This window comes from Nocardioides sp. J54 (assembly GCF_000519005.1).
In the GTDB taxonomy this organism is placed as follows: domain Bacteria; phylum Actinomycetota; class Actinomycetes; order Propionibacteriales; family Nocardioidaceae; genus Nocardioides.
Genome location: NZ_JAER01000003.1, coordinates 132,968 through 151,368, shown reverse-complemented (window position 1 = coordinate 151,368; position 18,401 = coordinate 132,968). Strand labels below are relative to the sequence as shown.

Below are 18,401 nucleotides of genomic sequence, written 5' to 3'. Positions count from 1 at the left end.
TTTTGGCCCGGCTGGGTCCCCCTGGATCTAGGAGTCGGCGCCGCCGAACATGATCTCGTCCCAGCTCGGGACGGAGGCGCGGCCGCGCTTCTTCTGCACCGGCCGGCGGTGCTTGGCGCGCTCCGCCTCCGTGTCGCGGGCGACCGCCTCGTCGGCGGTGGCGCGGATCGGCTCGTCGAGCGGTGCCGGGGCCGGCGGCTCCTCGGCCTCGGTCGGCAGCTCGAGGACCTGGTCCACGTCGTACGCAGCGCCGAGCGGGAGCGCCTCGGACGGCGCCTCGCCGCCCAGCGGCAGCTCCTCCGGGACGGCGGCCAGCCGGCGCTCGCGCACCTGCTGGAGGTCGTCGCGGGCCGGGGCGGCCGGCTCCGGGAGCACGTCGCCGACCAGCCAGCGGGCGTCGTCGTTGTCGGACAGGGCGTAGTTGCCGGGCGCGTCGTAGGTGAACCGTGCGGTGCCGCTGCGACCCTCGGTGGTGTAGGTGGCGGTCAGCACCCAGCGGCCGGTCTCGCGGCGGTAGGCGTCCCAGGCCACGGCCGCGGGGTCGGCACCGAGCGAGCGCAGGTGCGCCGCGACCGCGTCGCCGAGCACGCGGCTCTGGGTCGGGGCGCCGCCGCCCTCGCCGGGCGTGCGGCGCAGCGAGGCCTTGAGCGCACGGCCGGCCACGTGCTCGCGCTCGGCCAGCACCGGCGCGACGTAGGGCATGATCGCGTCCACGGTCGTCCCGGCGGCCTCGGCGACCGTCTCGGGGGACTCGCCGGCCCGGATGCGGGTCTGGATCTCGCGCGGACGGATGCTGCTGCTCATCTTGGTCTCCAACGGGCCGACGCGGGTGGTCTCGGTGCGCACCGCGGCGCGCAGGTCAGGCGTGATGTCGAGGGTGAACTCGGCGCCCTGGTCGTCCACCATCAGCAGGCGCCTGCGGTCGGGGGACGTCCCGGCCAGGGTGAGCCGGACCGTGTCGGGGCCCGCGGCGTCCTGCGCCGTGCCCGTCTCGTCCTGCTCGGTCACTCGTCGTCCTCGGGATGTGCTGGGTCTGGTGCTGCCTGCTCCGGTGCCGCCGAGCCTACGCCTGCCAGCGGTCCGGATCGGGTTGCCCGCCCGGCGTGTGGGTGATCTGTCGACATTTTGTGAGCCGCGTCTCCGGTCACGACCCGCCCGCCTCGCTCACGACCAGGTCGCCTTCCCGCGGACGTACTGCCAACCGGCCGCGTCCCGGCGGAACCGGCTCACCTCGTGCAGCACCCCCGGCTGCCCGGCCAGCTCGTGGTGGGCGCGGAACTCGACCACCCCGCGCCGGTCCTCCGGGCCGCCGCCCTCGGTCGCCAGCACCTCGAGACCGGTCCAGCGGACCCCGTCGTCCAGGTCGAGGGTCTCCGGCCGGGTCGCCGGGTGCCACGTCTCGAGCAGGTACGCCGCCAGACCGACCACGAACGCGGAGTACCGCGAGCGCATCAGCTCCTCGGCGGTCGCCGGCCGGGCCGAGCCACGGTGGAACGGGCCGCAGCAGTCGTCGTACCCGCGGCCGGTGCCGCACGGGCAGGCGGCGCGGGTCATCGGCCGAGCACGCGGTCGAGGTAGGGGTTGGCGAACACCCGGTCCGGGTCGAGGCGGTCGCGCAGCGCGGTGAACTCGCCGAAGCGGGGGTAGCGCTCGGCCAGGTCGGCGGCGTCGAGCTGGTGCAGCTTGCCCCAGTGCGGCCGTCCGCCGTGCTCTCGCACCACCGACTCCATGAGCGCGAAGTAGGCGGTGTGGTCGGCGTCGCGGTGGGTGTGGAACGCGAGGTAGAACGAGTCCCGGCCCGAGGCGGTGGACAGCGCCACGTCGTCGGCCGGCGCAACCCGGATCTCGACGGGGAAGGACACCCGCAGCCCGGAGCGCTCCAGCGCGGTGCGGCACTCCCGCAGCGCGTCGAGGCCGACCTCGCGGGGCACGGCGTACTCCATCTCTCGGAAGACCACTCGCCGCTCGGTGGTGAACACCCGGTGGGCGACGTCGGTGTAGGTGCGCGGCCCGAGCAGCCGGGAGGCGAAGCGGTTCGCGGCGGGGATCGCGCGCGGCACCCGGTTGAGCAGTGCGGTCTGGGCGCCGAAGACGGTGTTGGCGAGCAGGTCGTCGTCGAGCCACGCCCGCCAGCCGGGCAGCGGCTCGGCGGCGTACAGGTCGGTGCCGACCCGGGTGTTGCGCTTGGTCAGCATGCGGTCGGAGTGCGGGAACCAGTACATGTCGACGTGGTCGTGCTCCGCGGTGAGGTCGTCGAACGCCGCGAGGGCGTCGTCCCACGTCATCGGGCGCTCCTCGGCGCGCAGCAGGAAGAGCGGCTCGACGGCGAAGGTGAGCGTGGTCAGCACGCCCAGCGCGCCGAGGCCGACCCGGCCCAGGTCGAACAGGTCGGCGTTCTCGTCGGCCGAGGCGCGCAGCACCTCGCCGGTGCCGGTGACCAGCTCGAGCCCGGCGACCTGGGCGGCGAGGCCGGCCGCCCGGCCGCCGGTGCCGTGGGTTCCGGTCGACACCGCCCCGGCGAGGGTCTGCTCGGCGATGTCGCCCATGTTGTGCAGGCTCAGCCCGAGCCGCTCGAGCTCGGCGTTGAGGACCTTGAGCTGGGTGCCGGCCAGTGCGGTCACGGTCATCGCGTCCCGGTCCACCGCGACGATGCCGCGCATCCGGTCGGGGCGCAGGTGCACGTCGCGCGGGGTCGCGATGCCGGTGAAGCTGTGGCCGGTGCCGGCGGCCTTGACGGTGCGGCCGGCGGCCCGCGCCGAGGTGACGACCTCGACGACCTCGGCCGCGTCGGCCGGGGTGACGGCCTGCAGGCCGCTCGCGGACTCCAGCCCGGACCAGCTACGCCAGCTGCTGCTCATGGACCGGGAGGGTAGCCGGGACCCGGGTCGCGAGCGCGCCCATCAGGGCGAGCAGGCCGCCGGCGACGCAGACGACGTACGCCGGCGAGGCGCCGTGCGCGTCGATCAGGACGCCTGCGACCGCGGCCCCGGGGGCGAGCCCGGCGGCGAGGCCGGTCTGGATGAACGCCATGCCCTCGGTCAGCCGGGCGGCCGGGAGCACCTGCTCGGCGAGCGACATCGCCGCGATGAGGGTGGGGGAGATAGCCAGTCCGCCGACCAGCAGCACCACGCCCATCACCGCCAGGGACGGGACGAAGGGGAGCGGCGCCATCGCGACCAGCATCCCCAGGGCGCCGTACCGCAGCCGGACCAGCGGCCCGCGCCGCCAGGTGATCGCCCCGGACACGACACCGGCGACCAGGCTCCCGAACGCCCAGATCGCGAGCAGGAAGCCGGCCGCGGCCTTGTTGCCCTCCTCCTCGGCGAACGCCACGGTGACCACCTCGGCAGCGCCGAAGAGGACGCCGAGCGCCGCCGAGACGACGGTCAGCGGCGCGATCGCCGACCACGGTATCGGCGGGCGGGCGCCCGTGTCCTCCACGCGGGCGTGGACCGGCGGCTCGGTGCCGCGCTGGGCGGCGAAGGCGAAGGTGCCGACGGTGCCCGCGACCAGGGCGGCGGTGAGGCCGGCGACGGGGTGCACGCCGGTGGCGAGCATCGTCACCGCGATCGGGCCGACGAGGAAGACGGTCTCGTCGGCGACCGCCTCGAAGGAGAACGCCGTGTGCAGCCGGTCGGGGCGCTCCGCCAGGGTGTGCGACCAGCGGGCCCGCACGCAGGTGCCGACCGAGGGGAGCGAGGCACCCGCCACGGCCGCGAGCAGGTAGGTCGACCAGCGCGGCCAGTCCCACTCCAGGGAGCCCATCGCGAGCGCCAGCCCGACGCCCCAGACCGTGATGACCACCGACAGCACCCGGCCCTGGCCGAGCCGGTCGATCAGCCGGCCCTGCGGGATCGCGAACAGCGCGTTGGCGATCAGCGCCACCGCCGAGACGGAGCCAGCGAAGCCGTAGGAACCGGTCTCGTGCTCGGCCAGCAGGACGATCCCGAGGCCGACCATCGAGATCGGCAGGCGCGCCACGAGGCCGGTCAGGCTGAAGGCTGCGGTGGCGGGGCTGAAGATCTGGCGATAGGTCTGCAACATGGGGCTTTCATCTTCCTCCCTACGATGGGCCCGTGCCGAATCCGGATCCGTACGACGCCCTGCTGCTGCTCTCCTTCGGAGGTCCCGAGAAGCCGGACGACGTCGTCCCCTTCCTCGAGAACGTCACCCGCGGCCGCGGGATCCCGCGCGAGCGGCTCGAGGAGGTCGGCCAGCACTACTTCCTCTTCGGCGGCAAGTCGCCGATCAACGACCAGAACCGCGCGCTGATCACGGCCCTCGAGGCCGACCTGGCCGAGCAGGGGATCGACCTGCCGCTCTACTGGGGCAACCGCAACTGGGACCCCTACCTCACCGACACGGTCGCGCAGATGGCCGCCGACGGTCACCAGCGGGTGCTGTGCATCGCCACGTCGGCGTACTCCTCGTGGTCGAGCTGCCGGCAGTACTGGGACAACATCGAGGACGCCGTTGCCGCGCTTCCCGAGGGCGTCGTCGCGCCGCGCATCGACAAGGTCCGCGCCTACTTCAACCACCCGGGGTTCGTCGAGGCCAACAAGGACGGCATCCTCGCCGCCCTCGCCGACCTGCCGGACGACCAGCGCGACGCTGCGCGCCTGGTCTTCGTGACCCACTCGATCCCCGACACGATGGCCGCCAGCAGCGGACCCGAGGGCGGGGCCTACGTCGCCCAGCACCTCGACGTCGCCGCGACCCTGGCCGCCGAGGTCGCGACCGCGACCGGCGTCGAGCGGGTGCACGAGCTCGTCTACTGCTCCCGCTCCGGCGCCCCGCACGTCCCGTGGCTGGAGCCGGACGTCAACGACCGCCTCGAGGAGCTCGCCGCCGAGGGCGTCACCGCCGTCGTCCTCGTCCCCGTCGGCTTCGTCTCCGACCACATGGAGGTCGTCTACGACCTCGACACCGAGGCCCTCGCCACCGCCGAGCGGCTCGGCATCGCTGCGCGGCGCGCCCCGTCCGCCGGGGTGCACCCCGCGTTCGTCGCCGCGCTGCGCGACCTGGTGCTCGAGCGGGCTGCCGTCGAACGCGGTGAGGACGTCGTCCGCCCGGCCGCCGGCGCGCGCGGGCCCTCCCACGACCGCTGCCCGGCCGGCTGCTGCCTGGGCGAGCGCACCCGGGCATGAGCACCGGCCAGCACGCGGAGCCGGCCGAGCTGCTCGACCTCGCGCTGGCCGTCGCCCGGGAGGCAGCGCAGCTGGTGCGCGAGCAGGCTGCCGGCGTCGTCGAGGTGGCCGACACCAAGTCGAGCGACGTCGACGTGGTCACCGCGGCCGACCGCGCCTCGGAGGAGCTGATCCGGGCCCGGATCCTCGCCGCCCGCCCGGACGACTCCTTCCTCGGCGAGGAGGGGGACGACGTGGTCGGCACCTCCGGCGTGCGCTGGGTCGTCGACCCGATCGACGGCACCGTCAACTTCCTCTACGGCATCCCCGCCTACGCCGTCTCCGTCGCCGCCGAGGTCGACGGCGAGGTCGTCGCCGGCGTCGTCGTCGACGTCGCGCACGACGACGTCTACGCCGCCACCGCCGGGGGACCGGCCACCCGCAACGGGACCCCGCTCGCCGTCCGCGGCCCCGCGCCGCTGGCCCAGCGGCTCGTCGCCACCGGCTTCAGCTACTCCGCCGAGCAGCGCGCCGTCCAGGCCGCCGGCGTCGCGCGGCTGCTGCCCCTCGTGCGTGACATCCGTCGCTTCGGCTCCTGCGCCCTCGACCTGTGCCACCTGGCCGCCGGCAGCGTCGACGGGTACGTCGAGGAGGGCGTCAACCTGTGGGACCACGCCGCCGCCGGGCTCGTCGCCCGGCAGGCAGGTGCCCGCGTCGAGCTGGCCCCCGGGGCCGGCGGCCGGACCGCCGTCGTGGCCGCCCCCGAGCACGGCTTCGACGAGCTCAGGAGGGCCGTCGTGGAAGCCGGCCTGGTCCGGGAATAGGACCGCACCCGGCGACGTTCTGGCGACTCGCACCAACCCGGGTGTCGCTCAGGGACTCCCATGGTGCACAATCTGCCGCGCCGTCCCGCACACCACCCAGGTGCGGAAGGCGGCTCGTTGAGGGGAGAGGACACGTCATGGCGACTGACTACGACGCACCACGCAAGAACGAGGACGAGCAGTCCGAGGAGAGCATCGAAGAGCTCAAGGCGCGCCGCCACGACAAGAACTCGGGCAAGGTCGACGAGGACGAGGCGGAGGCCGCCGAGTCCTTCGAGCTGCCCGGCGCGGACCTCTCCCACGAGGAGCTCGCGGTCGAGGTGAAGCCCAAGCAGGAGGACGAGTTCACCTGCATGAGCTGCTTCCTGGTCCACCACCGCAGCCAGCTGGCTGACGCCGACGCGATGATCTGCCGCGACTGCGCGTAGTTGATCGGTCCGAGCGTGTCGCTCGTTCCTCGCGCCACGCTGCCGGACGCGCGGTCGGCTTCCGCAGGTCCCGCCTCCGCCTGCTAGCGGTCCGTCAGGCCTTGTCCTTGCGCAGCGGCGGGGGCAGCTGGCCGGTCGAGCGCACGTAGTAGCTGGCCGCCCGGCGCTGGGCCAGCATCCGGGCCAGCGCCACGAACGTGCCGCTCACGGCCGCCCAGGCCACGGCCTCCCAGACGTCGACGTCTGGGTCCGCGGGGTTCGCGGGCGGCTGCTTGCCGGTCGCGGCCTTCCAGCCGCCGTCGAGCACCTTCTTCGCCACGGCGGCCGAGCCGAGTGCGGCGACGAGGGAGAAGACCGACCACGCCTTGGAGCTGTCCTGTGCCATGCGGCCGAGCCTATCGGCCTGCCGGTCAGGACCTACGCGTGCTCGGTGCGCGCCGCGTTGAGCGCGTCAGCGAGCGCCTGCGGGTGGCGCGAGCTCACCAGCCAGTACGGCGTCGGGTCGGCCGGGTCGAGGACCTCGACCTTGACCGCCTGCTTCAGGTAGGGCCGCAGCACCAGGAACGCCCGGGCGTCGGCGCCCGGCCCGGACACGAAGCGGGTCGCCTCCTCGTCCAGCGCCTCGGCGGAGCCCAGGTGGACGACCTCGATGCGGGCGCGGCCGGCGCGGAACCAGCCGTCGGCGACCACGAGCCGCGCGTCGCCGTACGAGCGCAGGAAGAGCGCGAGCAGTCCGAGCAGCACCCCGGTCACGAGCCAGGGGAGGACCGGCGCGGTCGCGTCGAGCGCGACGACCATGGCCAGCCAGAAGGTGGCGATGAACATGGTGCCCTGGGCCCACCACCGCAGGGGGACGCGGAGGCGCTCGTGGTAGGCCGTCGCGCGCGATGTCACGACGAGGATGATCCCATCCGCACCCGAGCGCGCGTGCGCGAGGGTGTCCTAGGGTCTCCCCGTGCCGCACGACCTCGAGATCGCCGTCAAGCAGCTGGACCCCGACCTGCCCCTGCCGTCGTACGCCCACCCGGGTGACGCGGGGGCCGACCTGGTCACCACCGTCGACGTCACCCTGGCGCCCGGCGAGCGGGCGCTGGTGCCGACCGGCATCGCCGTCGCGCTGCCCGACGGTTACGTCGCGCTGGTCCACCCGCGCTCCGGGCTGGCCGCCCGTCACGGCCTGTCCATCGTGAACACCCCGGGAACGATCGACGCGGGCTACCGTGGGGAGATCAAGGTGCTGCTGATCAACCACGACCCGTCCGAGGCGATCGTGCTGCGGCGCGGCGACCGGATCGCCCAGCTGGTGGTCCAGCGGTTCGAACGAGCCTCGTTCGTCGCGGTCGACGCCCTTCCGGACAGCGTGCGTGGTGGTGGCGGCTACGGTTCTACCGGCGGGTTCGGTGGAGCCTGACGGACAGGCTCTCGAGAGCCCGAGGAGGAGTACAACGTGAGGTTGCGGCGCAAGGGGGCCGCCGCGGCGGCCGAGGCTGCCACGGACGAGTCCGTGGAGGAGACGACCGGCGAGGCCGGCACGGCCGACGACACCCCCGCCACCGGTCCGTACGACGTCGATGAGCTGCCGGACGACGGCGTGCCCCGGCTCGACCTCGGCTCCCTGCTGGTCGCCCCGCTGGCCGACCGCGACCTGCGGGTCCAGGTCGACGAGAAGTCCGGCGAGGTGCGGGCCGTGCTGCTGGCCAGCGACGCCGGCGCGCTCGAGCTGCGTGCCTTCGCCGCCCCGCGCAACGGCGACCTGTGGAGCGACATCCGCCCGCAGATCGCCGCCGACGCCGCCCGCCGTGGCGGCACCGCCACCGAGCGCGAGGGCCGCTTCGGCACCGAGCTGGTGTGCGAGGTGCGGATGACCCGCGCCGACGGCCAGGTCGGCACCCAGACCTCCCGCGTGATCGGGGTCAACGGCTCCCGCTGGCTGCTGCGCGCCACCTTCCTCGGCGAGCCCGCCCGCGAGCCGGAGAAGGCCCAGGAGTGGGAGGACGCGATCGCCCGGCTCGCCGTACGCCGCGGCACGCACGCGATGCCGGTCGGCGAGCAGCTCCCGCTGTCCCTGCCCGACGGCGCGCAGCCGAAGGCCGTCCCGGCGAGCTGACTCCGATGGGCACGAAGAGCCGCCTGCGGCGCACGATCAGCCGGTGGGCCAGCAGTGACGAGGCCGACGTCCGTGAGCTCCGCAAGGAGTTCACCATCGAGGGCGTCGTCTCGATCGCCGACGCCCCCGAGCGGACCCCGGTCCGCCTGCGCGGCACCCTGCGCACCGTCACCCTGCGCCCGCGCGGCGGCGTGCCCGCCCTCGAGGCCGAGCTGTACGACGGCACCGGCACCGTCACCGTGATCTGGCTCGGGCGCCGGCGGATCGCCGGCATCGGACCCGGCCGGGCCATCGAGGTCCGCGGCCGGGTCGGCACCCAGGACGCCGTCCGGGTCCTCTACAACCCGCGGTACGAGCTCCTGTGAGCGGCACCGGGCGCACCGGCGAGGACCACCCCGACCACGAGCACACGCTCTCGGCCGAGGCCGGCAAGAAGATCGGCGTCGACACCGTCGAGGCGCTGGTGCGCCACCAGCTCGCCGCCGCCCTCGGCGGCCGCCGCGGGATGGTCGAGGCGGCCGTGCCCGGCCTCGTCTTCACCGCCATCTGGCTGCCCACTGACAACCTGCGCTGGGCGCTCATCGCCAGCCTCGGGGTCGCGGGCGTCGCGCTGCTGCTCCGGCTGGTGCAGCGCAGCAGCATCCAGTACGTCTTCAACGCGATCTTCGGCATCGGCATCGGCTGGGTCTTCGTGCAGTGGGCCGACAGCGCCGGTGCGACCGAGGACGAGAAGAAGCTCGCCTTCTTCCTGCCCGGCATCCTGATCAGCCTCGCCTACACCGTCGTCCTCGGCGGGTCCTGCCTCGTGGGCTGGCCGGCGCTGGGCTTCATGCTCGGCGCGGTCGCCGAGGACCCCGTCGGCTGGCACGACAATCCGCAGGTGGTCCGGCTGTGCAGCCGGCTCACCTGGGTGATGCTCGCCCCGGGTGCGATCGGGGTGCTGCTCCAGGGCCCGATCTGGCTGATGGGGGACCGCGGCGTGATCGGCACCGACCTCGCCGTCGTCCTCATCTTCAGCCTGCGGACCGTGCTCGGGTGGATCCTGCGGATCGCCTCGTGGTCACTGATGATCTGGCTGCTCGCCCGCAACGCGACCCCGCTCGAGGCGGAGCCGGAGGCGGCCTGAGCCGCGCCGTGCCCGCCGTTACTTCTCGGGGTGGGCGGAGGGCGCGAGCAGCCGCTCGAGCTCGTCCTCGGCCTCGGCCGGGACGACGAACAACAGCTCGTCACCGGCCTCGACCGGCTGCTCGGGCGTGGGCACGTAGACCTGGCTGTCGCGCAGGATCGTGACCAGCGCACAGTTCTCCGGCAGCGGGATCAGGCCCGACGCCTTGCCGACGTACGGCGAGTCGGTGGGCAGGGTCATCTCCACGAGGTTGGCGTTGCCCTGGCGGAAGGTGAACAGCCGGACCAGGTCGCCGACGGTCACCGCCTCCTCGACCAGTGCCGACATGATCCGCGGCGTCGAGACGTTGACGTCGACGCCCCACGCCTCGGTGAACAACCACTCGTTGTTCGGGTGGTTGACCCGGCCGACCGTGCGCGGCACGCCGAACTCGGTCTTGGCGAGCAGCGAGGTGACCAGGTTGGCCTTGTCGTCACCGGTCGCGGCGATGACCACGTCGCACTTGTCCAGGCGCGCCTCCTCCAGCGACGACAGCTCGCAGGAGTCGGCCAGCAGCCACTCCGCGTCCGGGACCCGCTCGGGGCGGATCGAGGCGGGCGACTTGTCGATCAGCAGGACCTCGTGGCCGTTCTCGATCAGCTCGCTCGCGATCGAACGACCCACGGCTCCGGCTCCGGCGATGGCGACACGCATCGGCTGCTCTCCTCGGTCTTGCTCGGGTCAGTCGGCCTGCTCGGGACCGCGCCCGAGGACCTCGTAGGTCAGCTCCGCGGTCTCCTCGCGGGTCACCAGGTGGAGCATGTCGCCCTCCTGGATCACGCTGTCGCGGTCGGGCAGGATGCCCTCGCCCAGCCGGTCGATCCACGCGACCCGGCACCGGCCCTGCTCCTGGAGGCGACCGACGCGCGCGCCGATCCAGCTCTCCGGGGAGGGGATGTGGTCGACCCGGATCGTGCCTGACGGGTCCCGGAAGTCCGGCTCGGCACCGGCCGGCAGGATCCGGCGCAGCACCTGGTCGGCCGTCCACTTCACCGTCGCGACCGTGGTGATGCCCAGCCGCTGGTAGACCTCGGCACGGCCGGGGTCGTAGATACGTGCCACGACCTGCTGGATCCCGAAGGTCTCCCGGGCCACCCGGGCGGCGATGATGTTGGAGTTGTCGCCGCTGGAGACCGCCGCGAACGCGTCCGCACGCTGGATGCCCGCCTTCTCCAGCACCTCCTGGTCGAAGCCGATGCCGGGGATCTTGTCGCCGTTGAAGCCCGGACCGAGGCGCCGGAAGGCGTCTGGCTCGCTGTCGATGATCGACACGGTGTGGTTGCGGTCCTCGAGGCTGCGCGCCAGGGTCGAGCCGACCCGGCCGCATCCCATGATCACGACGTGCACGCGAGAACGCTAACGCACCGGCGTTCACGGGCGCGGGCGCCGCATGCCCTACCGTTGCGCACGTGGGTGTCGGTGACGTCTCGAAGCGGATCCTGCTCGGGCGCAAGCTCCGCAGCGCACAGCTGGGGGAGACGCTGCTCCCCAAGCGGATCGCGCTGCCGGTGTTCGCGAGCGACGCCCTGTCCTCGGTGGCGTACGCGCCCGACGAGGTCTTCATCATGCTGGCCATCGCCGGCGCTGCGCAGTACGTGTGGTCGTGGAAGGTCGGCATCGCCGTCGTCCTGGTGATGGCGGCCGTCATCGCGTCGTACCGGCAGACCGTCCACGCCTACCCGTCCGGTGGTGGCGACTACGAGGTCGCCACGGTCAACCTCGGCCGGACCGCCGGGATGACGGTGGCGAGCGCGCTGCTCGTCGACTACGTGCTGACCGTCGCGGTGTCCATCTCCGCCGGCGCCAACTACGCCGCCTCGGCGATCCCGTCGTTCCAGCACCACGAGGCGACCGTGGCGGTGGTGATGGTGCTGCTGCTGGTGGCGATCAACCTCCGGGGCATCCGGGAGTCGGGATCCTTCTTCGCGGTGCCGACGTACCTCTTCATGTTCGCGATCCTCGGCATGTGCGCCTGGGGCTTCCTGGAGATGGGCACCGGCACGTTGCCGATGGCGGAGAGCGCCAGCCTCGAGATCACGCCGAAGGAGGGCTGGGAGGAGCCGCTGACCACGTTCGGCCTGATCGTCCTGCTCGCCCGCGCGTTCTCGTCCGGCTGCGCCGCCCTCACCGGGGTCGAGGCGATCTCCAACGGGGTCCCGGCGTTCCGGCGGCCGAAGAGCCGCAACGCCGCCACCACGCTGCTGATGCTCGGGATGATCGCGGCGACGATGATGATGAGCGTCATCGTGCTCGCCAAGCAGATGGGCGTGAGGTACGTCGACCCGCACGAGCTCGAGCGGCTGACCCGCGACGGCGTCCCGCTGCCCGAGGGCTACGACCAGCACGCGATCATCGCGCAGATCGCCGACGCGGTCTTCCACGACTTCAGCCCCGGCTTCTACTTCGTCGTGGTCGTCACCGGCGTGATCCTCGTCCTGGCCGCCAACACCGCCTTCAACGGCTTCCCGGTGCTCGGCTCGATCCTCGCCAAGGACGGCCTCGCGCCGCGCGCCCTCGGCGCCCGGGGTGACCGGCTCGCCTACAGCAACGGCATCGTCTTCCTCGCCGCGATGGCGATCGTGCTGATCCTCGCCTTCGACGCCGAGACGACGAAGCTGATCCAGCTCTACATCGTCGGCGTCTTCGTCTCGTTCAACCTCAGCCAGCTCGGCATGATCCGCCACTGGAGCCGGCACCTCGCGACCGAGCGCGACCCGGCCGAGCGGCGCCGGATGATCCGCTCGCGCGCCATCAACGCCGTCGGGCTGTCCCTGACCGCAGTCGTCCTCGTCGTCGTGCTGCTGACGAAGTTCCTCGCGGGCGCGTGGATCACCGTGCTCGCCATGGCGTTCTTCTTCGCCGTGATGCGCGCGATCAAGGGCCACTACGACCACGTCGAGCGCGAGCTCGCCGCCGACGAGACCGACAAGGCACTGCCGACCCGGGTGCACGCGATCGTGCTGGTCTCCAAGCTGCACAAGCCGACCCTGCGGGCGCTGGCGTTCGCCAAGGCGACCCGGCCGAACGCGCTCGAGGGCGTCTACGTCTCCGTCGACGAGCGGGAGACCGCACGACTGATGGAGGAGTGGGACGACCGCAACACCGGCGTCCCGCTCAAGGTGCTCCACTCGCCGTACCGCGAGGTGGTGCGGCCGATCGTCGAGTACGCCACGGCGATCCGGCAGGCCAACCCGCGCGGCGTGGTCGCCGTCTACATCCCCGAGTACGTCGTGGGCCGCTGGTGGGAGCAGCTGCTGCACAACCAGACCGCGCTGCGCCTCAAGGGCCGGCTGCTGTTCACCCCCGGCGTCATGGTCACCTCGGTGCCCTACCAGCTGCGCTCGTCGGAGATCGCGGCCGAGCGCGAGGCCCGCGAGGAGCACCGGGTGCGTCCCGGTGACCTGCGCCGGGGCCGGGTCGACGAGCGGCGCGACCGCCAGGTGCCACGGTGAGCCGCCCGCAGCGCCGTCCCGCTCGCCGGGGGCGGCCCGGTGGACCGCGCGCCCGCCAGGCCCGGGGAGCCTCCGTCGTCGGTCGCCGCTTCGAGGCCGAGGTCGGCCCGGTCGCCCACGGCGGCCACTTCGTCGCCCGCGTGCCCACCGGTGACGGCGACGAGCAACGCGTCGTCTTCGTCCGCCACGCGTTGCCGGGGGAGCGGGTGCTCCTGGAGGTCACCGAGGGCACCGAGGGCGACCGGTTCTGGCGCGCCGACGCCGTCGAGCTGCTCGGTGACCCCTCGCCCGACCGGGTCACCCCGCCCTGCCCGTACGCCGGCCCCGGACTCTGCGGCGGCTGCGACTTCCAGCACGTCGACCTCGGTGCCCAGCGCCGGCTGAAGGCCGACGTGGTCCGCGAGCAGCTGCGCCGCGTCGCCCGCCTCGACGTGGACGTCGCCGTCGAGCCGGTCCCCGGCGACGAGGCCGGCCTGCGCTGGCGCACGCGGCAGCGCTACGTCGAGCTGCCGGGCGGCGGGCGCGGCATGCGCAAGCACCGCTCCCACGACGTCGTCCCCGTCGACGAGTGCCTGCTCGAGGCGCCGACCGGTCCGTCGTACGCCGTGGCGGGGCGGGCCTTCGAGGTCGCCGACGGCGGCTTCTGGCAGGTCCACCCCGGCGCCCCGGGCGCCCTGGTCGACGCCGTCCTCGCCGCGGTCGACCCGCAGCCGGGGGAGTCCGTGCTCGACCTCTTCGCCGGCGTCGGCCTGTTCAGCCGCTTCCTGCTCGACGCCGTCGGCCCCACCGGCCGGGTGGCCGCCGTCGAGGGCGATCGCGCCGCCTCCGCGCTCTCCGAGCGCAACTGCCCCGGCGTCGTCGCCCGCGCCGGCGACGTGGCCACCGTGCTCGCCGGTGGCCTGCCGCCGGAGTGGGACCGCGTCGACCTCGTCGTCCTCGACCCGCCCCGGGTCGGCGCCCGCCGCGAGGTCGTGGAGCAGGTCGTCGCCCGCCGGCCCCGGGCCGTGGCCCACGTCGCCTGCGACCCCGCTGCGCTGGCCCGCGACGTCGCCCTCTTCGCCGAGCACGGCTACCGACTGGTCACGCTGCGCGCCTTCGACCTCTTCCCGATGACGCACCACGTCGAATGCGTTGCGTTGCTGGAGCCTGCGGACGTCTGCGCCCGGCCGCGCTGAACGATCGTGCAACAGGCCCGACAGCGGGCCGTCGTGCCGGCGCGGTATCGTCACGATCAGCCAGTCGTACTCCCACGTGGAGTCAGGGAATCCGGTGAGAATCCGGAGCTGACGCGCAGCGGTGAGGGGACGGGACGGACATGCCGGCAACGGCAGCCACTGGGGTCTGCGGATCCTGGGAAGGCGTCCGCGCCCGGTTGATCCAAGTCCGAAGACCTGCTGGCCCTGACGACAACCGTCGTCGGGTCATGGTGGGTCCCGCGTACGGACCCGGACTCGAAACATGGTGATCTCCGGTGACTCGTTCACGGCCCGACCGTTGCCCCGGCGCTCTGCGCCCCTGGTCCGCTGATGATGGACTCCTGGTCCGGTTGCGACTCCCCGGCGGCAACGTCAGTGCGGACGCGTTGCTGGCCCTGCTCGACGTGGCCGAGCGTCATGGCGATGGACACGTGCACGTGACCACGCGGACCAACCTGCAGATTCGGGGTCTACCCGCCAAGCCCGGCACCACACAGCTCGCCGAGCCCGCGCTCGCGGCCATCGAGGACACGGGCCTGCTGCCCAGCCGAACCCACGACCTGGCGCGCAACGTCATGGCGTCGCCCCAGACCGGGCTGGCCGGCGGGCGTGCAGACCTGCGCCCCGTGGTAGGTGCGCTGGACGCTGCGCTGCTGGCCGCACCTGCCCTCGGTGCACTCCCCGGGCGGTTCCTGTTCGTGCTCGACGACGGGCGCGGCGACCTGCTCGACCGCACCTGCGACCTCGGACTGGTCGCGCTCGGTCCCGACGAGGCGCAGCTGCGGATCGGCACCGGCTGGGGTCCGGTCGTCCCACTCGAGGGCGTCCAGGAGCGGCTGGTCCACCTGGCTCTGCGTTTCCTCGAGGTGCGCGGCGCGGGGCCGGGGGCTGCGTGGCACGTCCACGAACTGGCGTCGCAGCTGGTCGCCCCGGTGCCTGCCTCGGCGCAGTTGCCGGACCGGTCGCCCCCGCTGTCGTACGGCTCCGTCCCCGGCGGGGAGCACGTCCCCGTGCCGGAGGACGGCCTCGACCGTCCCGCCGTGGAGCGCCTGTGCGCCGCGGCGCCCGAACTCGTCGTCACCCCCTGGCGTGGCGTTCTCGTCCCCGAGGAGTCCTCATGAGCAACCTGTCCACGTTCCAGCCTCGTCGTCCGGGGCGCCACTACCCGTACATCGACCGGGGTGCGGCGATCTACGTCGACTCGTTCGCCACGATCCGACGCGAGGCCGACCTCTCCCGGGTACCGGTGAGCGCCGAGAAGATGGCTGTGCGGATGATCCACGGCAGCGGACAGGTGGACCTGGTCGGTGACCTCGTGGTCCACCCGGACCTCGTCCCGGCGGCCCGCGCCGCCCTCGAGGCGGGTGCGCCCGTGCTCTGCGACGCGACGATGGTGGTGAAGGGCGTGACGCGTAGCCGCCTCCCCGCGGACAACGACGTGATCTGCACCCTCAACCACCCTGAGGTGCCTGCCCTGGCGGAAGAGTGGGGAACCACCCGCACCGCGGCGGCGGTCTCGCTCTGGGAGCCGTACCTCGAGGGTTCGGTGGTCGCCATCGGGAATGCGCCGACCGCCCTCTTCCACCTGCTGGAGATGCTCGTGGACGGCGCCCCGCGCCCTGCGGCGATCGTCGGCTGCCCGGTGGGGTTCATCGGTGCCGCCGAGTCGAAGCAGGCCCTCGAGGACTTCCGCGTCGACCACGGCATCGACATCCCGTTCGTCACCGTCCGCGGCCGCCGAGGTGGATCCGCCATGACGTCGTCGGCCCTCAACGCACTTGCCCAGGAGCAGGAATGAGCACGTCCACCTCCGCCATCGGCCACTTCGCCGGCGTCGGCGTCGGTCCCGGGGACCCCGAGCTGATCACCCGCAAGGCCGCGCGCCTGATCGGGGATGCAGACGTCATCGCCTACCACGCGGCGCGGGGCAAGCAGTCCAACGCGCGCCGCATCGCCGCCGAGCTCTTCCCGGCCGATGTCCTGGAGGAGGAGCTCATCTACCCGGTCACCACCGGCACGACCGACCACCCGGGCGGGTACGCCGGGGTCTTGGCGGAGTTCTACGAGGAGTCGGCCGACCGCCTGGCCGCCCACCTGCTCGCTGGTCGCAACGTCGTCCTGCTCTCGGAGGGGGACCCGCTCTTCTACGGCTCGTACATGTACATGCACGACCGCCTCGCCGACAGCTTCCCGACCGAGATCGTGCCCGGCGTCCCGGCCTTCCTGGCGGCCACAGCCGCGACCGGGAGTCCACTGGTCCGTCAGACCGACGTGCTCACCGTGTTGCCCGGCACGCTGCCCGAGCCCGAGCTCGCGCGACGGCTGGCCGACACCGACGGTGCGATCATCATGAAGCTGGGGCGGACGTTCCCCGCCGTACGTCGCGCGCTCGCCGCGGCTGGTCGCCTCGAGCACGCCTTGTACGTGGAGCGAGCGTCGATGCCGGAGGAACGCTGGATCCCGGTGACCGAGGTCGACGAAGCATCGGTCCCGTACTTCTCACTGATCGTGGTCACCGGGGACAGCCTCAACGGACGGCGCTCCCGCGAGACGAGCGACCTGACGGCGGTCGCGGCAACAGCCGACCAGGCCGGTCCGGCCGAACTGCTGGTCGTCGGCCTCGGCCCCGGCCCCGACGGTTGGCTGACCCCCGAGGTGAGCGCCGCGCTCGCCGACGTCGACCACGTCGTGGGCTACGCGCCGTACGTCAGCCGCGTGTCGCAGCGTGCCGGGCTGACCCGTCACGCCTCCGGCAACACGGTCGAGGTCGACCGGGCCGCGTTCGCGCTGGACCTGGCCAGGCGCGGTGAGAAGGTCGCCGTCGTGTCGGGTGGTGACGCCGGCATCTTCGGCATGGCAGCAGCCGTCTTCGAGGCTGCCGAGGACCCCGCGTACGCCAAGGTCCCCGTCCGGGTGCTCCCGGGGGTGAGCGCCGTGCAGGCCGTGGCGGCCCGCGCCGGCGCCCCGGTCGGGGCCGACTTCGCGGTGATGAGCCTCTCCGACCGCCTCAAGCCCTGGGAGGTCGTCGAGAGGCGGCTGCGAGCCGTGGCCGAGGCCGACCTCGTCCTCGCCATCTACAACCCGGCCTCGCGCAGCCGCACCGAGCAGGTCGCCACGGCGCGCCGGGTGCTGCTGGAGCACAAGGACCCCGACACGGTCGTGGTGGTGGGCCGTGACGTCGGGAGGGCCGAGGAGGCGCTCACCGTGACCACCCTGGGCGCGCTCGATCCAGCCACGATCGACATGAAGTGCCTGCTGATCGTGGGCGCCTCATCGACCCGCGTTTCCTCGGCCGGCGTCTGGACCCCGAGGTACGTGCGGTGACCGTCCACTTCGTCGGTGCGGGTCCGGGGGCCGCCGACCTCCTGACGGTCCGCGCGACGCGACTGCTGGCTGACGCCGACGTCGTGCTCTACCCAGGGACCTACCTGGACCCCGAGGTCCTTTCCCACTGCGGTCCGCAGGCGACCCTGGTCGACACCCAGGACCTGGACCTCGACCAGATCACCGCGCACCTCGTCGACGGCTTCCACGCCGGCCACCAGGTCGTGCGCCTCACCTCGGGCGACCCGTCGCTGTACTCCGCCCTGCACGAGCAGACGAGTCGGCTCGACGCTGCCAGGGTCACCTGGCAGGTGACGCCCGGAGTCCCCGCGTACGCGGCGGCGGCCGCCCGGGTGGGCAGTGAGCTGACGGTGCCGCTGGTGGCGCAATCGGTGGTGCTGACCCGGACGCAGGCAAGGTCTACCCCGATGGGAGATGGCGAGTCGCTGACCCAGTTCGCCGCCACCGGCGCCACCCTGGTGCTGCACCTGGCGATCACCCGGACCCGGTCCCTGATGGCCGAGCTCGGACCGGTCGTCGGGGAAAGCTGCCCGGTGGTGATCGTCTACCGGGCCAGCCAGCCGGAGGAGCTGGTGCTGCGCGGAACCGTCGACACCATTGCCGATCAGGTGGATGCGGCTGGGCTGCGTCAGGCGGCTGTCATCCTGGTCGGACGCGCGCTGGCTGAGGCGCCTGCCCTTGCAGGAGGGGAGTCGTACCTGTACAGCCGCGAGCGGGACCGCCTCACGAAGCGACCCTCGTAGACCATGGTCGTTGCG

At 73.1% G+C, this 18,401-nt stretch carries 21 protein-coding genes and 1 riboswitch; of the genes, 13 read left to right on the top strand and 8 right to left on the bottom strand.

Annotated features, from left to right (window positions below):
- Positions 1 to 27: 27 nt before the first annotated feature.
- The 4 genes from sepH to NOCJ54_RS23605 form a co-directional block, all read right to left on the bottom strand.
- The gene (gene sepH / locus NOCJ54_RS27985) at positions 28 to 1,008 is read right to left on the bottom strand and encodes a septation protein SepH (protein ID WP_051485425.1); all 981 of its coding nucleotides are present in this window, start codon (positions 1,006 to 1,008) and stop codon (positions 28 to 30) included.
- 156 nt (positions 1,009 to 1,164) lie between these two features.
- Complete coding sequence (locus NOCJ54_RS0103265; protein ID WP_028654331.1) at positions 1,165 to 1,554, bottom strand: YchJ family protein; 390 nt, start codon at positions 1,552 to 1,554, stop codon at positions 1,165 to 1,167.
- Positions 1,551 to 2,858 (bottom strand): D-arabinono-1,4-lactone oxidase, encoded by a 1,308-nt coding sequence (locus NOCJ54_RS0103260; protein WP_028654330.1) that lies wholly within the window; start codon positions 2,856 to 2,858, stop codon positions 1,551 to 1,553. Before NOCJ54_RS0103260 ends, NOCJ54_RS0103265 begins: the two co-directional genes overlap by 4 nt.
- Complete coding sequence (locus NOCJ54_RS23605) at positions 2,839 to 4,044, bottom strand: MFS transporter (RefSeq protein WP_051485424.1); 1,206 nt, start codon at positions 4,042 to 4,044, stop codon at positions 2,839 to 2,841. Before NOCJ54_RS23605 ends, NOCJ54_RS0103260 begins: the two co-directional genes overlap by 20 nt.
- A gap of 32 nt (positions 4,045 to 4,076) precedes the next feature.
- Here NOCJ54_RS23605 and NOCJ54_RS0103250 point away from each other — a divergent pair, with 32 nt between their 5' ends.
- The 3 genes from NOCJ54_RS0103250 (at position 4,077) to NOCJ54_RS0103240 (ending at position 6,378) form a co-directional block, all read left to right on the top strand.
- The gene (locus NOCJ54_RS0103250) at positions 4,077 to 5,147 is read left to right on the top strand and encodes a ferrochelatase (RefSeq protein WP_028654329.1); all 1,071 of its coding nucleotides are present in this window, start codon (positions 4,077 to 4,079) and stop codon (positions 5,145 to 5,147) included.
- Positions 5,144 to 5,950 (top strand): inositol monophosphatase family protein, encoded by an 807-nt coding sequence (locus NOCJ54_RS0103245; protein ID WP_028654328.1) that lies wholly within the window; start codon positions 5,144 to 5,146, stop codon positions 5,948 to 5,950. The genes NOCJ54_RS0103250 and NOCJ54_RS0103245 overlap by 4 nt, the downstream gene beginning before the upstream one ends.
- Before the next feature lie 137 nt (positions 5,951 to 6,087).
- Positions 6,088 to 6,378, top strand: a complete 291-nt coding sequence (locus NOCJ54_RS0103240) for a DUF4193 domain-containing protein (RefSeq protein ID WP_028654327.1) — start codon at positions 6,088 to 6,090, stop codon at positions 6,376 to 6,378.
- A 94-nt stretch (positions 6,379 to 6,472) separates the two neighbouring features.
- On the opposite strand, the gene NOCJ54_RS0103235 is transcribed toward NOCJ54_RS0103240, so the two are convergent.
- Positions 6,473 to 6,763, bottom strand: coding sequence for a DUF4235 domain-containing protein (locus tag NOCJ54_RS0103235; RefSeq protein WP_028654326.1), 291 nt, complete (start codon positions 6,761 to 6,763; stop codon positions 6,473 to 6,475).
- A gap of 32 nt (positions 6,764 to 6,795) precedes the next feature.
- The gene (locus tag NOCJ54_RS0103230; RefSeq protein WP_036516635.1) at positions 6,796 to 7,272 is read right to left on the bottom strand and encodes a DUF3093 domain-containing protein; all 477 of its coding nucleotides are present in this window, start codon (positions 7,270 to 7,272) and stop codon (positions 6,796 to 6,798) included.
- A gap of 61 nt (positions 7,273 to 7,333) precedes the next feature.
- On the opposite strand from NOCJ54_RS0103230, the gene dut reads away from it, so the two are divergent.
- Genes dut through NOCJ54_RS0103210 form a run of 4 tightly spaced genes read left to right on the top strand, consistent with a single transcriptional unit; the run spans position 7,334 to position 9,611 of the window.
- A complete protein-coding gene (dut, locus tag NOCJ54_RS0103225; protein ID WP_036516634.1) occupies positions 7,334 to 7,789 on the top strand; it encodes a dUTP diphosphatase in 456 nt (151 codons plus the stop codon).
- A gap of 36 nt (positions 7,790 to 7,825) precedes the next feature.
- Complete coding sequence (locus tag NOCJ54_RS23600; RefSeq protein ID WP_051485423.1) at positions 7,826 to 8,485, top strand: DUF3710 domain-containing protein; 660 nt, start codon at positions 7,826 to 7,828, stop codon at positions 8,483 to 8,485.
- A gap of 5 nt (positions 8,486 to 8,490) precedes the next feature.
- A complete protein-coding gene (locus NOCJ54_RS0103215; protein ID WP_028654323.1) occupies positions 8,491 to 8,850 on the top strand; it encodes an OB-fold nucleic acid binding domain-containing protein in 360 nt (119 codons plus the stop codon).
- Positions 8,847 to 9,611 (top strand): DUF3159 domain-containing protein, encoded by a 765-nt coding sequence (locus NOCJ54_RS0103210; protein WP_084254885.1) that lies wholly within the window; start codon positions 8,847 to 8,849, stop codon positions 9,609 to 9,611. The genes NOCJ54_RS0103215 and NOCJ54_RS0103210 overlap by 4 nt, the downstream gene beginning before the upstream one ends.
- Positions 9,612 to 9,629: 18 nt before the next feature.
- Here NOCJ54_RS0103210 and NOCJ54_RS0103205 read toward each other — a convergent pair whose 3' ends face one another.
- Both NOCJ54_RS0103205 and NOCJ54_RS0103200 read right to left on the bottom strand, forming a co-directional pair.
- Positions 9,630 to 10,304, bottom strand: coding sequence for a potassium channel family protein (locus NOCJ54_RS0103205; RefSeq protein ID WP_028654321.1), 675 nt, complete (start codon positions 10,302 to 10,304; stop codon positions 9,630 to 9,632).
- Between the two features lie 27 nt (positions 10,305 to 10,331).
- Positions 10,332 to 10,982 carry a potassium channel family protein gene (locus tag NOCJ54_RS0103200; RefSeq protein ID WP_396954759.1) on the bottom strand — a complete coding sequence of 217 codons (651 nt, stop codon included), beginning with the start codon at positions 10,980 to 10,982 and terminating at the stop codon, positions 10,332 to 10,334.
- Between the two features lie 77 nt (positions 10,983 to 11,059).
- Here NOCJ54_RS0103200 and NOCJ54_RS0103195 point away from each other — a divergent pair, with 77 nt between their 5' ends.
- The 6 genes from NOCJ54_RS0103195 (at position 11,060) to NOCJ54_RS0103170 (ending at position 18,386) form a co-directional block, all read left to right on the top strand.
- Entirely contained in the window at positions 11,060 to 13,102 is a 2,043-nt protein-coding gene (locus tag NOCJ54_RS0103195; protein ID WP_028654319.1) for an APC family permease, read from the top strand.
- On the top strand, positions 13,099 to 14,277 hold the full coding sequence (locus tag NOCJ54_RS0103190; protein ID WP_028654318.1) for a class I SAM-dependent RNA methyltransferase: 1,179 nt from the start codon (positions 13,099 to 13,101) through the stop codon (positions 14,275 to 14,277). The genes NOCJ54_RS0103195 and NOCJ54_RS0103190 overlap by 4 nt, the downstream gene beginning before the upstream one ends.
- A gap of 45 nt (positions 14,278 to 14,322) precedes the next feature.
- Positions 14,323 to 14,515: riboswitch (cobalamin riboswitch) on the top strand.
- Positions 14,516 to 14,573: 58 nt separating this feature from the next.
- Positions 14,574 to 15,419: a nitrite reductase gene (locus tag NOCJ54_RS0103185; protein ID WP_028654317.1), complete on the top strand. Its 846-nt coding sequence runs from the start codon at positions 14,574 to 14,576 to the stop codon at positions 15,417 to 15,419.
- On the top strand, positions 15,416 to 16,096 hold the full coding sequence (locus tag NOCJ54_RS0103180; RefSeq protein ID WP_028654316.1) for a precorrin-8X methylmutase: 681 nt from the start codon (positions 15,416 to 15,418) through the stop codon (positions 16,094 to 16,096). The genes NOCJ54_RS0103185 and NOCJ54_RS0103180 overlap by 4 nt, the downstream gene beginning before the upstream one ends.
- Positions 16,093 to 17,622, top strand: coding sequence for a precorrin-2 C(20)-methyltransferase (locus NOCJ54_RS0103175; protein WP_036516632.1), 1,530 nt, complete (start codon positions 16,093 to 16,095; stop codon positions 17,620 to 17,622). The genes NOCJ54_RS0103180 and NOCJ54_RS0103175 overlap by 4 nt, the downstream gene beginning before the upstream one ends.
- Positions 17,619 to 18,386, top strand: coding sequence for a cobalt-precorrin-4/precorrin-4 C(11)-methyltransferase (locus NOCJ54_RS0103170; RefSeq protein WP_198020083.1), 768 nt, complete (start codon positions 17,619 to 17,621; stop codon positions 18,384 to 18,386). The genes NOCJ54_RS0103175 and NOCJ54_RS0103170 overlap by 4 nt, the downstream gene beginning before the upstream one ends.
- Positions 18,387 to 18,401: the final 15 nt, after the last annotated feature.

Coding starts and splice junctions, on each gene's coding strand:
- NOCJ54_RS0103235 (WP_028654326.1), bottom strand. CDS start 6,763: ATGGCACAGGACAGCTCCAAGGCGTGGTCGGTCTTCTCCCTCGTCGCC.
- NOCJ54_RS23605 (WP_051485424.1), bottom strand. CDS start 4,044: ATGTTGCAGACCTATCGCCAGATCTTCAGCCCCGCCACCGCAGCCTTC.
- NOCJ54_RS0103260 (WP_028654330.1), bottom strand. CDS start 2,858: ATGAGCAGCAGCTGGCGTAGCTGGTCCGGGCTGGAGTCCGCGAGCGGC.
- NOCJ54_RS0103205 (WP_028654321.1), bottom strand. CDS start 10,304: ATGCGTGTCGCCATCGCCGGAGCCGGAGCCGTGGGTCGTTCGATCGCG.
- NOCJ54_RS0103175 (WP_036516632.1), top strand. CDS start 16,093: ATGAGCACGTCCACCTCCGCCATCGGCCACTTCGCCGGCGTCGGCGTC.
- NOCJ54_RS0103265 (WP_028654331.1), bottom strand. CDS start 1,554: ATGACCCGCGCCGCCTGCCCGTGCGGCACCGGCCGCGGGTACGACGAC.
- NOCJ54_RS0103180 (WP_028654316.1), top strand. CDS start 15,416: ATGAGCAACCTGTCCACGTTCCAGCCTCGTCGTCCGGGGCGCCACTAC.
- NOCJ54_RS0103200 (WP_396954759.1), bottom strand. CDS start 10,982: ATGGGATGCGGCCGGGTCGGCTCGACCCTGGCGCGCAGCCTCGAGGAC.
- NOCJ54_RS0103240 (WP_028654327.1), top strand. CDS start 6,088: ATGGCGACTGACTACGACGCACCACGCAAGAACGAGGACGAGCAGTCC.
- NOCJ54_RS0103215 (WP_028654323.1), top strand. CDS start 8,491: ATGGGCACGAAGAGCCGCCTGCGGCGCACGATCAGCCGGTGGGCCAGC.
- NOCJ54_RS0103245 (WP_028654328.1), top strand. CDS start 5,144: ATGAGCACCGGCCAGCACGCGGAGCCGGCCGAGCTGCTCGACCTCGCG.